Here is a 14,212-nt window from a genome sequence, read left to right on the forward strand (position 1 = left end):
TCAATCGATGAAGACGCCGACGCTTGCCGCCCGGCCCATGGCGTCAATCACCGTGAGCTTTGAGTAGCCGCCGCCGTCCGGGATCCACTGATTGGTGCGGCGCCGGGAAATATCGGGCAAAGGCTTGCCATTGGCGAGCCAACGGAAGGGCGCGCGTCCGCCCTGCAGCTTCAGCATCAACGGCGAGAGATCGCCGCTCTTCGCCCCAAGGTCGACATGTGCGCCCTCCGGGGGATAGACGATCTGCGGCGCCGGTTCACGGCCGGAGGTCGCCAACAGGCCGCTTGGATTGATGGCAAAGCGACGCTGGCTGATCGGCAGTTCTGGTTGGGCGATCCGTATTGCTCCCAAGGGCGGGCGCGGGAGGGGCGTCCTCGCAATCTCTGACTTTGCGAAACTCTCAAAGAGGATCGGCGCGGCAGTGCCGTAACCCGTCAATCCCGGGACAGCGCCATTGTCAGGGCGCCCAACCCAGACGCCGAGCACATAGCGCCCATCGTAGCCGACGGACCAGGCATCGCGATAGCCGTAGCTGGTGCCGGTCTTGTAGGCGATCCCGCGTTTCGGAGCGCCGGCCGGTGGAATGACGCCCGAGAGGATATCTGCGACATTCCAGACGGCCACCGGATCAAGCATGCCCTCGCCATCGATCTTGCCGGGGCGGTCGTTGACGCCATCGCCGATGCGGACCGGCTGGCCACGATTGGCAAGCGCGGTGTAGAGCTGGACGAGATCCTTCAACGTGATGCCGAGGCCGCCGAGACCGATTGCCAGCCCGGGTGTTTCGTTCGGGGGCAGCAGGGGACGCACTTCGGCGCGGCGAAAACGGATCAGCAGCTTGGCCGGATTGACGGCATCAAGCAATTTGACTGCCGGGACGTTCAGCGACAATTGCAGCGCCTCGCGCACCGTAACGTCGCCCTGATAGCTCATATCGAAATTCCGCGGCCTGTAGCCGAAGAAATCTGCGGGGCGGTCCTCGATGATCGTCTCCTGGCTGACAAGGCCTTCTTCGAATGCGAGGCCATAGATGAATGGCTTCAGCGTCGAGCCTGGCGAACGGCTGGCGCGAGTCATGTCGATCCAGCCTGAACGGCTGGCATCGAAGTAGTCGGCCGAGCCAACCTCGCCGAGAATGTCGCCCGTTTGTGCATCGGCCATGACCATGGCAATTGACAGCTTCGGACCCAGTTTCAAGGCGGAGGCACGGGCAACGGCCTCCAATCCTGCTTGCACCTGTTTCTTCAGGGTCGTCTCGTATTGCCGTGCTTTCGGATCCTTGCGTCGTGCCGCTTCGGCAACATGGGCTGCAAGCGCCGGAAGCTGCATGCGTTGAGACGGCACCGGCACGATTTCGGCACGCGCCGCCTCACCCTCGCCGACAGCCTCGGCGACCGCGACACGCTCAAGCACCCGTTTGCGCGACACCTCGGCTGTCGCGAGGTTGCGGTCCGGGCGACGCTTTTCAGGCAGCTGTGGCAGCGCGACGAGGAGAGCGGCTTCCGCGACCGTCAGCCGCCGTGGCTCCTTGCCGAAATAGGCGAGGCTCGCCGCCCGCACACCTTCGAGATTGCCGCCATAGGGCGCATGCGTCAGGTAGAGATCGAGGATCTGCGCCTTGGATAGCCGCCGCTCGATCTGGATGGCGCGTGCCATCTGCAGGAGCTTCGCCAACAGCGAGCGGCCCTGACGCGGCTCGATCAGCCGGGCGACCTGCATCGACAGCGTCGATGCACCGGAGACGATGCGGCCATTGGTAACGAACTGCAGGGCGGCACGTGCCATTGCCTGAAGATCGACACCGGCATGGCTGTAAAAACGCCGGTCCTCGTAGGCGATCAGCATCTTGAGGAATTGTGGATCGACATCGGCGGCTGTGGTTTTCAGACGCCAGAGGCCTTCAGGCGTTGCAAAGGCACGCAGCAACTGACCATCGGCATCGACCATTTCCGCAGAGACCGTTTCCGCCTTGTCGAGCGGCGGCGGATAGGCCCGGTCGGCGATGTCAAGCAAGACCAACCCGGTGCCGGCAAGGATGATCCCGGCAGCGCTTCCGATCGCGAGCTTCGTTGCAAGTCTCATTTCGACGCTGCGGTAACCTCCATCTTGCCAGTCGCGGTGCGTGCGGAGAGCTGCGGTCGATACATGTCCTCGACGACGGCGGCCGGATGATCGTAGGTGCCTGGGGTCACGGCGCGCACGACATAAGCGATATTGATTTCGCGATTGTCGTCCGCCGACCGATTGAACGCGGCCACGAAGCGGTCATTGCGGAATTCGGTGTGGGCCGCCGTCACCTCGCCGATCCAGTCGAAGTTCGTCAGTTGGGCGCTGTCGACCAGGTTCGGATTGTCGATCTGGAAACCGGCCGGAAGCAGGTCCGTCACGACGATCCGCGACGGCCAGTTGTTGCTTTCCGTGACGTGCAGCACAACGACATAGCGCTCGTTCTGCCTGGCTTCGGTCACATTCGCCTGCTCGCCATCCATCGTGTAGTAGGTGCGCTCGATGGCAAAGCCGTCACCGCCGGCGGGCGGCGGCACGACAGGTGCAGCAAATGTCGTCACCACCGCCGAGACAGGCTCGCCGGTCTGGTTGGTGAGCGTGAGCGCATTGCCCATCAAGGCATCCCCGGTCATCTTCGCCATGTAGGCGCCATTGTGCAGCGCACCGTTGACGTCGATCTTGATAGAGTCATCACCGCCCTTTATGGCGCGCGCGGCAAGCAGCATCCAGGCCTGTTCCTGGGTGCTCGTGTATTTGCTGCGGTTCCATTCCTTGGCGACCGCTTTGGCCAGTTCCGAAACCACCGGCGGGACCGGACGGCTTTCGGCGGCAAGAGCAAGGATTGCGGCACCATCGCGAAGGATCGAGCCATAGTCCGTTCTTGAAAGATTGACGCGCGTCACCATGGACTGTTCAGACATCTGCAATGCGTCGACGAAGATGTTCTTCGAGCGCGTCGCATCGCCATAAAGCGCCAGTGCTGCCGCGATATGTGCCTTGGCGAGCGGCGTCGGGAAGTCGTTGATCATCGTGTCGGCATAATAGCGAAGGTCGCTGATCGCTGCCTTCTTGTTGCGGGCGAGAACGTAGAGCGCATAGGCAATCTGGTCGCCCTGATCCTTGACATTGACATCATAGCTCAGCGCGTTCTGAAGGTTCTCCAGAGCTTGCGCGAATGCACGATCCGGGACGTCGTATTTCTGCTCGCGTGCGCGGGTCAGGAAATCGGTGACATAGGAATCGAGCCAGAGGTCGCCGCTATCCGGTCCCCAAAGGCCGAAGCTTCCGGCTGACGCCTGATAGGAAAGCACGCGGTAGATTGCGTCCTGAACGCGCTTCTTGACGTCGGCGTCATCCTCCAGACCGGCCTCATGGGCAAGCTCGCTCAGATAGAGCAGCGGCAGGGCACGGCTGGTCGTCTGCTCGGCGCAGCCGAACGGGTAACGGTCGAGCGACATCAGCAGAGCCGGTATGTCGAAGGCGGCCGAACGCGTGACGCTGACGCTGACGGAGGCGCCTTGTAGAACGCTGTCTGCCAGCAATGCCTTGTCGACCGTCAGCCTGGTGGCTGGATTGAGCGCCAGAACGCGGCGTTCGGTCATCGGCAGAACAGCTGGTCGAACAGGAACGTCAACCGTCTGATCCAGCGACAGGCCGGCCGCGTCAGCGAGATTGATCGAAACGCTGCCATGGCCCGGTTGCGTACCGGTAACAGCGAGCGTCACGGCTGATCTGGCGCGGGCCTCGAGATGAATGGTCTGCGACGCCTCGCCAATGCGCACGGCATCGTTGCCAGCAACGGTCAGCTTGAAGTCGCCTGCCGGCGCGTCCGTATTGGCGATATCGAGCCGAAGCTCGGAGGTATCTCCGGGCGCGAGGAAGCCCGGCAGGCTCGCCGTCACCACGACAGGGTCACGAATGATGACGTCCTTCGTCGCATGGCCAAGGCCGGCTTTCGACCAGGCGACCGCCATCACGCGGGCAGTGCCGTTAAACTGGGGAATGTCGAAGCTGACATTCGCCTTGCCTTGGGCATCCAGTTTCATCGGGCCTGAGAAGAAGGCAACCAACTTTTGCGTCGGCGGGCTTCCCTGAAGAGCCACAGCGCCTCCGTCGCCGCCGGTCCTCAGCTTACCGGCAGTGCCGAGCGAACCATCGATCAACCGTCCGTAAAGGTCTCGAATTTCGAGACCGAGCTGGCGCTGGCCGAAATACCAGTCTTCTGGGTTTGGTGGCTCGTAGCGGGTCAGATTGAGAATGCCGACATCAACAGCCGCGACCGTCACATAGGCGTCCTCGTTGGCGCCCGCGCCGGCAACGGCAAGGGTGATCGGCAGCGGTGCGCGCGGCAGCATCTTCTCCGGCGCATCGATCGCTACCTGCAATGCTCGCTCCGCGGGATCGACCTTCAGCCACTTCACGCCGATCGCGCGCATCGGCATGTGGCTGTCCTGAGCATCGCCGGGGCGGAACAATGTCGCGGTGACATAGGCGCCAGCCCCCCAATCTGAAGTGACGGGAATATCGACTTCGCCACCGTTCTCGCCAATGGATGCGTTCTGGATGGCTACGAGGGTTTCCGTACCGGCCGCGATCATCAATTCGCCTGCGTAGCGCGATGAGACCTTCAGCTTCGCCGTCTCGCCGATCCTGTAGCTCTCCTTGTCGAGCGCGATCTCAAGCCCGTCAGGCGTCTCCGTCGACGTTGCCTGGACGAACCATCCCGCATCGAATTCCACGCTCGAAGCAGGGCCGTCGGTCTGCGTGCTTTCGACTTCGAGGCGGTAGCGCCCCCAGGCGACGGGAGACGATATCTTCGCTCCGTCCAGGGACGCATCGAGATTGCCGTTGGCGACCTGCTCGGCGGTATAGATCGGCTCGTATTTCCAGGCGGTACCGTCGCGATACCATTGATAATCGCGGTTCAGCTTGTAGAGTTTCCAGCGCAGGCCGCTCATCGCCTGCTTCACCCCGTCTTCATCAACGCCGATAATGGTGAAGTTCGCGATCGAATTCTCGCCAAGGTCGCCGGAGAATTCCGGCTTGATGCCGATCATCGGGCTTTGGTTCTTGACGGGAAGCACGAGCGAACGCTCGATGGCGCGGCCACCGGCTTCCTGCATGCGGACATAGACCGTGGCGTTCAGAAGCTGCGTCGTCGCCGGCAGATCGCCGACAGTCAGGTCGGTGATACCTTCGCCATCTTCGTCGAGGTCGGGCAGGCCTTCTATCGTCTGGCGCGTCTCTTCGCTGGCTTCCTCGTCGGCAAGCCCAAAGAAATAGCCCGGGAAGGCGTCCGCCTGGCGGGTCGGCTTGATCACGACATCGCCTTCGAGCGACAGCCCTGCCGCAGGTGCGCCATAGAGATACTTGCCTGATATATTGATTGTCGCTGACGTCTCCGGACCGATAACCTTCGCCTCTGTCTTGATCTCCATGTCGGTGCGATCCGGCACGAAGTCATCGACCAGGAAGGTTTTTGTCGCGATCGGCGAGCCTTTTGGGTCGGTGTGAATGTTCATCGTCCAGGTGCCGCGCATGGCATTTTCCTGAACGGGCAGGTCGATGGCATAACCGCCGACATTGCTGGTCTGGCTGACGATCCGCCGGTCCTCGACACCATCGGGGCGCAGAAAAATGAAGGTCAGCGGCAGGCTCTCGATGGCCTTGCCATCGGTATCGCGGGCAAGGGCAGCCGCGTGGACTGTCTCGCCAGCGCGGTAGATGCCGCGCTCCGTCCAGCTCAAGACATCGATGGCGCCGGGAGAAGCACGCCCGGTGACGCCACGATCGGAGAGATCAAAGCCCGCGCGCGTCATATCGAGGAAGACATAGTCGGCGCCACCCTTCCGGGCGGTGATGACAGCGGGCGTCAGGGCAGCCGTCGCACGCATCAGACCGGCGGTGAACGTCGCCCGACCGTTCTCATCGGTCGTTGCAGTGCCGAGTACTTCATTGTTCTTCGCCAGAAGCTGGAGCTCAACGCCAGCGATCGGCTTTGCCGAGGCGAGCGAGCGGGTGAAGACGTTGAGGCCATCGGTACCCGCGTATGTCGTGATGCCGATATCGGAAACCACGAACCATTGTGTCGCCTGGGCATTCCAATCCTGATCCGGGGCGTTCGGCGCCGTTGCCGTCAGCACATAGACACCAGGCTTGCGCTCGGGCAGCGCCTCATCAACCGGGAAGCTGGTGACGACATCCTTGTTGAGGTCGTTGGTCATCTCGATCGAGCCTTGCCAGACCAGTTCGCCGCTCTCGTCTTCGATGCGCTGTGCGCTGTATCCGTCGAGCTGGGTCAGGAATTGCGAGCTCGTCAAAAGCGGAGCGATGCCGCGATCGCCGATACGATAGAGCTTCAGATTGGCGGAAGGCATGTTGACGGAAACGATCGGGATCCCGCGGCGGGCCGTCGACGGCAGAACGAAGCTGTCGCCAGTGAAGCGTACGCTGGCTGTGCGGTCCTTGACGTAGATATCGAGGCTGACGGGGGCCTCGAGGACCTCGTCGACCGAAGAGGGCAGGCCGGTGCGGAACGTGATCTTGTAGTTTTCACCGTGGGTCAGCCCCTCGATGCAGACCTGCTTGTCCTTGGTTTCGAGCGCCTTCGGGGCGGAACCATTCAGCGTCACGAAGGGCGTATAGTCCTGCGTCTTGACCAGGGTTTCGGAGAATGTCGCGCAGATACGCGGATTTGCACTGTCGGCATCGACGGTATGCTCGGTAATGCGAAATCCTTGCGTCGTTTTCAGCTGCAGGAAGGCCGCCTGGACCTCCTTCGAGTTCACGAGTGCCAGGCTTGCCTTGTAGGCATTGAGTGCGGCGCGATAGTTGGTGTTCTTGTCGAGCGCGGCGGCAAGCACGGAGAGCGCCTCGGCACGGGCCGAGGCTGTTCGTGTCAACTCATAGCCATTGACCGCGTCGAGCACAGCCTGTCCGTAGATCTCGCTGCCATCGTTGTCGTCGGTCTTAGTAAAGCTGTCACCGGCGCGCGCCGTTTCCAGCCAAAGATCGGCATTGTCGGGGGAAAGTGCGAGCGCACTTCGGAAGGATTTCACGGCATCAATGACATTGCCTGCCGTCAGGTCGAGACGGCCGTTGGCGATCAGGCTGTCGGCGCTCTGGCCCTGCTGGTCGTCGGCCACTTCAAGATTGGCCTTGTCGTCGCGCGCCTGCTCTCTCACATCTCCGGAAAGAAAGTTGAGCCGGGGGGCGGCACCGATATCCGGCTCCGGTTTCGCAGCGGCGGTCTCGACGATCTTGCCGGCGACAGCGCCCGGGAATGCGTTCATCGTCTTGAAGTCGGACTTCAGGAAGCACCACTTCACCTTCGGATTGTAGGTGAAGGCCTTGCAGGACTTGTCGCCGATGCAGGACGCCTTGCACTGATCCAGCGAAAGGTTCTGTTCGGTCCGCAAATCGAAGCCGAAGTAATCGGCATCCTGTGTTGTCTGGATTTCGCGTTTTGTGTCTGCCGCGTATGCGGGAAGGCTTGCAGTAAGAGACGCAAGAGCAACGGCGGTGAAGGCGAAAAACGCGCGTACAGACATAGGTCCCCCCAAGGTGACTGGCGCTGGTCCAGAGTGCACTCTCCGCACTCCACAACCGGTTGTCAACTTGGCCAGAGCGTTGTTTCGGAATGAGCCAAGGGTAGGCGAGAACGGTTTGGGGGGCGCTGTTCTATCTGGCAGATTACCGGGCGGCCGATGTATTCCTGTGAGCCAATTCGCTCGCTCCTCGCCTTTGTGGTTAGCGATCCTTTCGCGTCAACAGCGGCGACTGGGCCGGCCGTTTGATGCATGCTCGAAGAGCGGCGAACGCCAGGCTGGCGATTCAATTGCGCGCCTACGTCGAAAGGGTTTCTATCTCGCAAATCTATTCGGGCTTATTAGATGAGCCAAACTTCAATATCGGGGTTCTGAAATTCCAGCGGCTGGTCGGATTCCGTCGGATCAGGAACTCTTGATGGACCCGCAGCCATCCAAGCCAGAGTGTGGAAACGCTTCCAAGGTGAAAGTGTACGGCGAAATACCAACTCAGACCGCCCGATCCCGCAAAAGCGGCTTGTCAATGCCGGCCGGCCGGCGTGTGGATGGTCGACATGAGATCGACGACCATTCAGCATTTGATGATCCCCTGAAGACGGGGGCATCTCTTCAAAAAGCAGAATGTCCAAATGCGTTGCGGAACGGGGGCCGAGTAACGCGAAAATCGGAAAGTAGAAGTTCCGACTCCGGATCGACATGGCGCCGACGGCTCATTGCGCTATTCATCGTTTCGCTGGTGATTCCTTGGATTTTTTCCATCGGCCCGGCTCGGATGTCCGTCTATCGCTTGACACTGTGCATCACCATACTTCCCTGCGCCTTTCTTTGGGTAACGGGCCGCACTGGAAAAATGCGGATTGCGGATTTTGCAGTCATTCTTTTTTCTTGTTGGAGGGCCGCATCGTTTTTCGTCATGGACGGGTCGATCGCGCTTCAAACGATTGGAATATCCTTTGTGGAAACGCTCGGCGCGTATTTCCTCGCGCGGGCGTGTGTCCGTTCAGCCGATGATTTTCGAGCAATGGCAAAGACACTCTTTGTTGTGATTGCTGTAATGATGCCGTTCGCCCTCATTGAAGCAACGACCGGCTCGAGGGTGATCTTAAAGGTTTTTGGTACTCTTCTTCCCACCTACCAAGATTTTGGAATGGAATTCCGAGCCGGTTTGGTAAGGGTACAGGGGCCATTCGACCACTCCATACTCTTTGGGGCATTTTGTAGCACCGGATTTGCGCTCACTTTTCTGGTCGTGGGCTTCCGAAATCGCTTTATCGAAAGGTACGGGAAGGCTGGCATTGTGGCATTCACCGCTGCGCTTTCGCTTTCCGCCGGTCCCGTTTTGGGGATCGCAATTCAGTGCATGTTAATCGCCTGGAAGCGACTGGCTGATGCTATCGGGATGAAACTTCTCAGCATTGTCACGATCACCTCCTACTTGGTTGTGCAAGGGATTTTCTGGGTAGCAAACCGATCGATGATCGAATTCGTGGTCGGTAGGCTAACGTTTGATCCGATGTCATACTGGTCGCGGAATCTAATCTTTGAGTATGCGTGGCACTCGGTTGCAAATCACCCTCTGTTCGGAACGGCAATGGGTCGGTGGGACAGGCCTCTTTGGATGCCCGCCAGCATCGATAATTTCTGGCTTGCTTTTGCGGTCATGAACGGGATCCCATCGGCGCTACTGCTCGCCCTGGCAGTTCTATTTTGCGTTGTATCAACCGGTTGGAAAAGCGGCCTCGACGAGAAGCAGGAAGCGTGCCGCACGGCTTATATCATCGCGGTTCTAAACTGGTGCCTGGTTGGAATGACCGTCTATTACTGGGACGCCGCTTACGTGCTCTTTCTGCTGCTTCTTGGAAGTGGCCTTTGGATCAGGGACAGCAAGCCTGATGCTGCCCTCGCAACGGGGGAAGCAAACCTGCCGAGGTCAAGATTGCAGAAAACGCGGGCCCTGCCGGTTCACGCAGAATTTGGAGGTGGGAGAAGAACCAATCGGGTGAGACGGTTGGAGAAATCATTGCTGGAGTAAGCCTCTGAAACCCAGATGAAGTCCATAGGTTCGATCTCGCCATATCTTTAAAGAGTGCCAAACCTTCATGCGCGACGCGCAACATTGCGCATCAGAAAGGAAGAATGCAGTGGCATCGTTGTCAGTCGTTACGCCGAGCTACCGGCCAGATCTTGAATTATGTCGTCAATTGAACCAATCGCTTCAAAAATTTGGACCGGCGGATCTAACGCATAGGATTATTGTCCCAACGGTAGACTTGGATTTGTTTGCGGGAATTGGTGATGTGCAGGATGCCAGCCAATACCTGCCCAGAAGCTTCGTACCCATTCCGCGAAACTTATGGATTAATTTGCGGCACCCGATCCCTCCAATCAGAGGTTGGATTGCGCAGCAGGTGATCAAATTGGCATCAGCGGCTCAATCGCACTCAAGTGTCGTTCTCTTGGTCGATTCCGATATTGTGTTCATACGTCCATTTTCGGTGGATACCTTTTACAGGAACGGTCAAACTCGGTTCTTCCGTGCAGCAAATGCTATCCACATTGGAATGGAAAGGCATATCCTTTGGCATCGCGTAGCGCGGAAATTGCTCGGATTGCCAGCCTCAGATCGGATTCCGTTGCACGACTATATTTGCTGGCCGATGTCTTGGGATCCTCAGATCGTACGTTCGATGCTGCAGCGCATCCAGGAGACGACCGGCAAGACGTGGCAGTCGGCAATTGCAGCTCAACTGCATTTTTCCGAGGGAATCCTCTATGGCGTCTATGTCGATGAGGTCTTGGGAGGAACGCCCTATTCGGCCGATACAATGCTGTGCATGAATTACTGGGACGAATCTCCGTTCGATGAGAACGCCCTTGCGACCTTCATGTCGAACGCATCGTCAAGCGATGTCGCGGTCATGATCTCGGCGAAGTCAGGCACCCCTCTTGAAGTGCGAACACGCGCCCTGGCAAGGATTGGAATCTTGGTTGAGACCGCTAGCATTGCTTAGCCTCGACATGTTTGTCACCGGGCGCCAGAAGCAACAGCGGGATCCAGGTGATAATCCACGCTGCGATGGCAGGATCCGTTGGCGCAGGCGACTGAGTGGCTTGCTTAAGTGCAGGGCTGCTGGCGGCAGCAGTCATTCACGTCCATCTACCGTCCCACCGTCGTGGCGACGCTCCTTGCGGAATGGTTTGATATTTTGGCCAAGCTCGCCTTGATGGGACCGGCTTCGTTACGATTTGTTAGCGTTAATAGCTATTTGCCCCTGAACTATTCCGCCTCATCGCGGAACATATCATCGCCAACGCCGTTATCCGCTCGCCAACATACAGTTAAGCGTAGCCAGTGTTGCAAAATAAGCAGAAGCAAGGGGCAATCATGGGCAGCGATGTCGAAACACAGCGGCGGACCGGCGACGCTACGCGTGAAAGCGTTTTGATCGTCGAAGATGAATTCCTCGTTGCGCTGGACCTTGAAACGACAGTCATGGACATAGGCCTTGATGTGGTCGGTGTCGCGACTGACACAAGGCAGGCTCTGGCGCTGGCCCCGCAGGCCGACATAGCATTTGTCGACGTCAACTTGGCCGACGGCGCGACTGGCCCAGAGATCGGACGACGTCTCGTAGATGAATTTGGCATCACGGTGATTTTTATGACCAGCAACCCCGCGGCGGTCGTTGGCCGCGTGCACGGGGCGCTTGGGGTCCTCAGCAAGCCGGCAACGCCATCGATCGTGCAGAACTCCCTGCGCCATGCTCTCGACGCGCGCCGGAGCGCGTGACGAGGCTGTAAGTCGAAAATGCGCGAAACGCGCCAGCTATCCGCGTCGCCATGCGGCCAGAGCTATACCGTCTGAACGTCCAACTGATCCACCGCTGCAATCACGCCTCGAAGCTCCGCCAGGCCCTTCAGCCGGCCGATGCAGGAATAGCCCGGGTTGACCTTCTTTGTCTGGTCGTCAATCAGCAGATGGCCGTGGTCGGGGCGCATCGGAATGACGCTGTCTGCTCTGCCGGACGCGGCCCGACGGCGCTCCTCGCGACGCAGCGCGGAAATAAGCGAGACCATGTTAACGTCACCGCCCAGGTGCTCGGATTCGATGAACGATCCATCCGGTTCCTTGCTGACATTTCGCAGGTGCGCGAAATGGATGCGCTCGGCAAAGCGGCTCGCCATGCCGACGACGTCGTTGCCGTGGCGCGAGCCGTAGGATCCGGCACACAGGGTTATGCCGTTGGCAGCGTGATCGACCGCTGCAAGGATGGTCTCGATATCTTCCGACTTCGAGACGACACGCGGCAATCCGAACAGCGAGAAGGGCGGGTCGTCCGGGTGAATTGCAAGACGTACATCGTTTTCGACGGCTACCGGCACGACCTCTTTGAGAAACTCGACGAGATTGCTGCGCATGTCGTCGTCCGAGAGCTCGTCGAATGCCGCGATATGCCCGCGGATGCTTTCCCGCGTGTGGCTGTCCTCGCCGCCTGGAAGGCCGGCAATAATATTCCTCTCGAGGGTATCCACATCCTCCTCGCTCATGCCTGCCAATCGAACTCGCGCCGCTTCAACGAGCGGAGCGTTGTAGTTCTCTTCGGCTGCAGTCCGCTTCAAGACAAAGACGTCATAGGCGATGAAATCGATCATGTCGAAGCGAAGCGCCAGGCCGCCAACGGGCGTCGGATAGAGCAGGTTGGTACGTGTCCAGTCCACGACGGGCATGAAATTGTAGCAGACCACAGGTACGCCGCCTTTGCCGAGATTGGCCAGGCTCTGCTTCCACGCATCGACATAACGACGCCAGTTCGCGTTTCGCAGTTTGATCGCCGAATTGACTGGGATGGACTCGCATACCGACCAGACCATGCCGGCATTTCTTACCAGGGCCTTGCGTTCGGCAACGTCGTCCGGCGTCCAGACCCGGCCGTCATAGATGTGGTGGAGCGCGGTTACGATGCCGTGCGCGCCGGCCTGACGAGCATGGGACAATGTGACAGGATCCTGCGGTCCGAACCAGCGCCAACTTTCCAGCATGACAAGGCCTCCCTAAAATGTTGGACAATTAGGCTCGTTTTTTCTGCCTGACGCAAGACAAAAGCGGCGGTTGTCAAGATAAGGCCAACATATTAGGCTTTCTCGAAAGCGGAGGTACGCACTGTGGAGTTAGGGAATCGTGCTTCGGCGGTCGATGACGTCGTCCGGCAGATCCGGCGTCTGATCCGCGAGCGGGGGCTCGGTGTGGGCGATGTCCTGCCGAGCGAAGTCGAGCTTGCCGCGATGTTCGATTCCAGCCGAAATACGGTGCGTGAAGCCTTCCGCACCTTGAAGGCCTATGGGGTCGCCGAATCCAGACAAAAAGTCGGCGCCGTCCTGACAGACCAGCATCAGAACGCCATGCGCGATCTCTTTTCCTTTGCCATGGAGATTTCCGTCGATGCCTTCCGCGACATCCAGGGCTATCGGCGACTGACGGAAATGAACCTGTTCGATCTGCTTGCCGAGCGTCTGACGGAACAGGCTCTTGCCGAGATGGAAGCAGTCAACGCAGCCATCCTGATGGCGGAGGACGCCGAGCGTGCCTCCGAGCTCGATTTCGAGTTTCACCGCTTGCTTGTGGAAGCTGCCGGCAATCGCACATTGTCGGAAACCTATGGAATGCTGAAGCCTGTCATACAGCGATTGATGCTCGCCGGAAAATCGCATCGACTGACTTTGGAGGCGGTTGTGGCCGAGCATCGCGACATCCTTCGGGCCCTTCGCGATCGCGACCGGATTGCCTTTGTCTATCACATGGATCGGCACCTCAGTGCCGGTCTTGAGTTCATTGCTGAATGAGCATGCGGAACAGGAGGAGAGGCTGATGGGAGAATATGCCGGCAAGATCGCAATCGTTACTGGGACAACCGGAATCGGACGCGCGATCGCATTGCACCTGGCGCGCGAGGGCGCGGCCGTTGCCTGCCTTGGCATCGATGAAGAGGCGAATACCAAGCTTGCGGAGATCGGTGCGGAGGACGGTCTGGCCCTGCGCGTTATCCGAACGGATGTTTCCATCCCGGCAAGCGTGGCTGACGCCTTTGCCGAATCTGTCGCAGCGTTCGGTGGCGTGGATATCATCGTCAATTCGGCGGCGGTGCACCCTTACGGCAACGCCACCGATACACCCTTCGAGACGTTCATGCGCTGCATGGCGGTGAATGTCGGCTCGATCCATTTGACGGCCGAGCATGGCGTGCCCGAGATGCGCAAGCGCGGCGGTGGCGTGATCGTCAATATTTCAAGTGTGCAAGGCTTTGCCTGCCAGCCTGGTGTTTCTGCCTACGTCGCTTCGAAAGGGGCGATACACGCTTTGACGCGGGCGATGGCGATCGACTTTGCGGGAGACAATATACGCGTGGTGTCGATCAGCCCCGGTTCGGTGCGCACACCTATCCTGGAGCTGGCGGCACGCACATTCGAAGGAAAGGATGCCGATATCGATGCGGTGTTTCGGCGTTTCGGAAAGGCGCATCCGCTTGGCCGCATTGCCGAACCCGAAGAGGTGGCCGCACTTGCGGCCTTCCTGGCGTCGGACAAGGCCGCGTTCATTACCGGATCGGATCACCGTATCGACGGCGGTCTGACGGCCGGTATCGGGGTGCGCTGAGGGCGTG

At 59.5% G+C, this 14,212-nt stretch carries 8 protein-coding genes; 5 read left to right on the forward strand and 3 right to left on the reverse strand.

What is annotated here, in order from left to right; translation table 11 throughout:
- Both pbpC and AC1DPR_RS16370 read right to left on the reverse strand, forming a co-directional pair.
- Positions 1–2,082: a penicillin-binding protein 1C gene (pbpC, locus tag AC1DPR_RS16365; protein WP_477816720.1), complete on the reverse strand. Its 2,082-nt coding sequence runs from the start codon at positions 2,080–2,082 to the stop codon at positions 1–3.
- A complete protein-coding gene (locus tag AC1DPR_RS16370) occupies positions 2,079–7,556 on the reverse strand; it encodes an MG2 domain-containing protein (RefSeq protein WP_477816721.1) in 5,478 nt (1,825 codons plus the stop codon). Before AC1DPR_RS16370 ends, pbpC begins: the two co-directional genes overlap by 4 nt.
- A gap of 415 nt (positions 7,557–7,971) precedes the next feature.
- Here AC1DPR_RS16370 and AC1DPR_RS16375 point away from each other — a divergent pair, with 415 nt between their 5' ends.
- From AC1DPR_RS16375 to AC1DPR_RS16385, 3 genes are all read left to right on the forward strand, one after another.
- Positions 7,972–9,585 carry an O-antigen ligase domain-containing protein gene (locus tag AC1DPR_RS16375; protein ID WP_477816722.1) on the forward strand — a complete coding sequence of 538 codons (1,614 nt, stop codon included), beginning with the start codon at positions 7,972–7,974 and terminating at the stop codon, positions 9,583–9,585.
- 109 nt (positions 9,586–9,694) lie between these two features.
- Positions 9,695–10,564 (forward strand): DUF6492 family protein, encoded by an 870-nt coding sequence (locus tag AC1DPR_RS16380; protein WP_477816723.1) that lies wholly within the window; start codon positions 9,695–9,697, stop codon positions 10,562–10,564.
- A gap of 374 nt (positions 10,565–10,938) precedes the next feature.
- Positions 10,939–11,343: a response regulator gene (locus tag AC1DPR_RS16385; RefSeq protein WP_477816724.1), complete on the forward strand. Its 405-nt coding sequence runs from the start codon at positions 10,939–10,941 to the stop codon at positions 11,341–11,343.
- A 62-nt stretch (positions 11,344–11,405) separates the two neighbouring features.
- Here the strand turns inward: AC1DPR_RS16385 and uxuA are convergent, their stop codons facing one another.
- Positions 11,406–12,593, reverse strand: a complete 1,188-nt coding sequence (gene uxuA, locus AC1DPR_RS16390; protein ID WP_477816725.1) for a mannonate dehydratase — start codon at positions 12,591–12,593, stop codon at positions 11,406–11,408.
- A gap of 123 nt (positions 12,594–12,716) precedes the next feature.
- Between uxuA and AC1DPR_RS16395 the strand changes: the two genes are divergently transcribed.
- Positions 12,717–13,394 (forward strand): FadR/GntR family transcriptional regulator, encoded by a 678-nt coding sequence (locus AC1DPR_RS16395; protein ID WP_477816726.1) that lies wholly within the window; start codon positions 12,717–12,719, stop codon positions 13,392–13,394.
- 25 nt (positions 13,395–13,419) lie between these two features.
- A complete protein-coding gene (locus tag AC1DPR_RS16400; RefSeq protein WP_113469880.1) occupies positions 13,420–14,205 on the forward strand; it encodes an SDR family oxidoreductase in 786 nt (261 codons plus the stop codon).
- Positions 14,206–14,212 lie beyond the last annotated feature (7 nt).

The organism is Rhizobium sp. 01T417 (genome assembly GCF_056398905.1).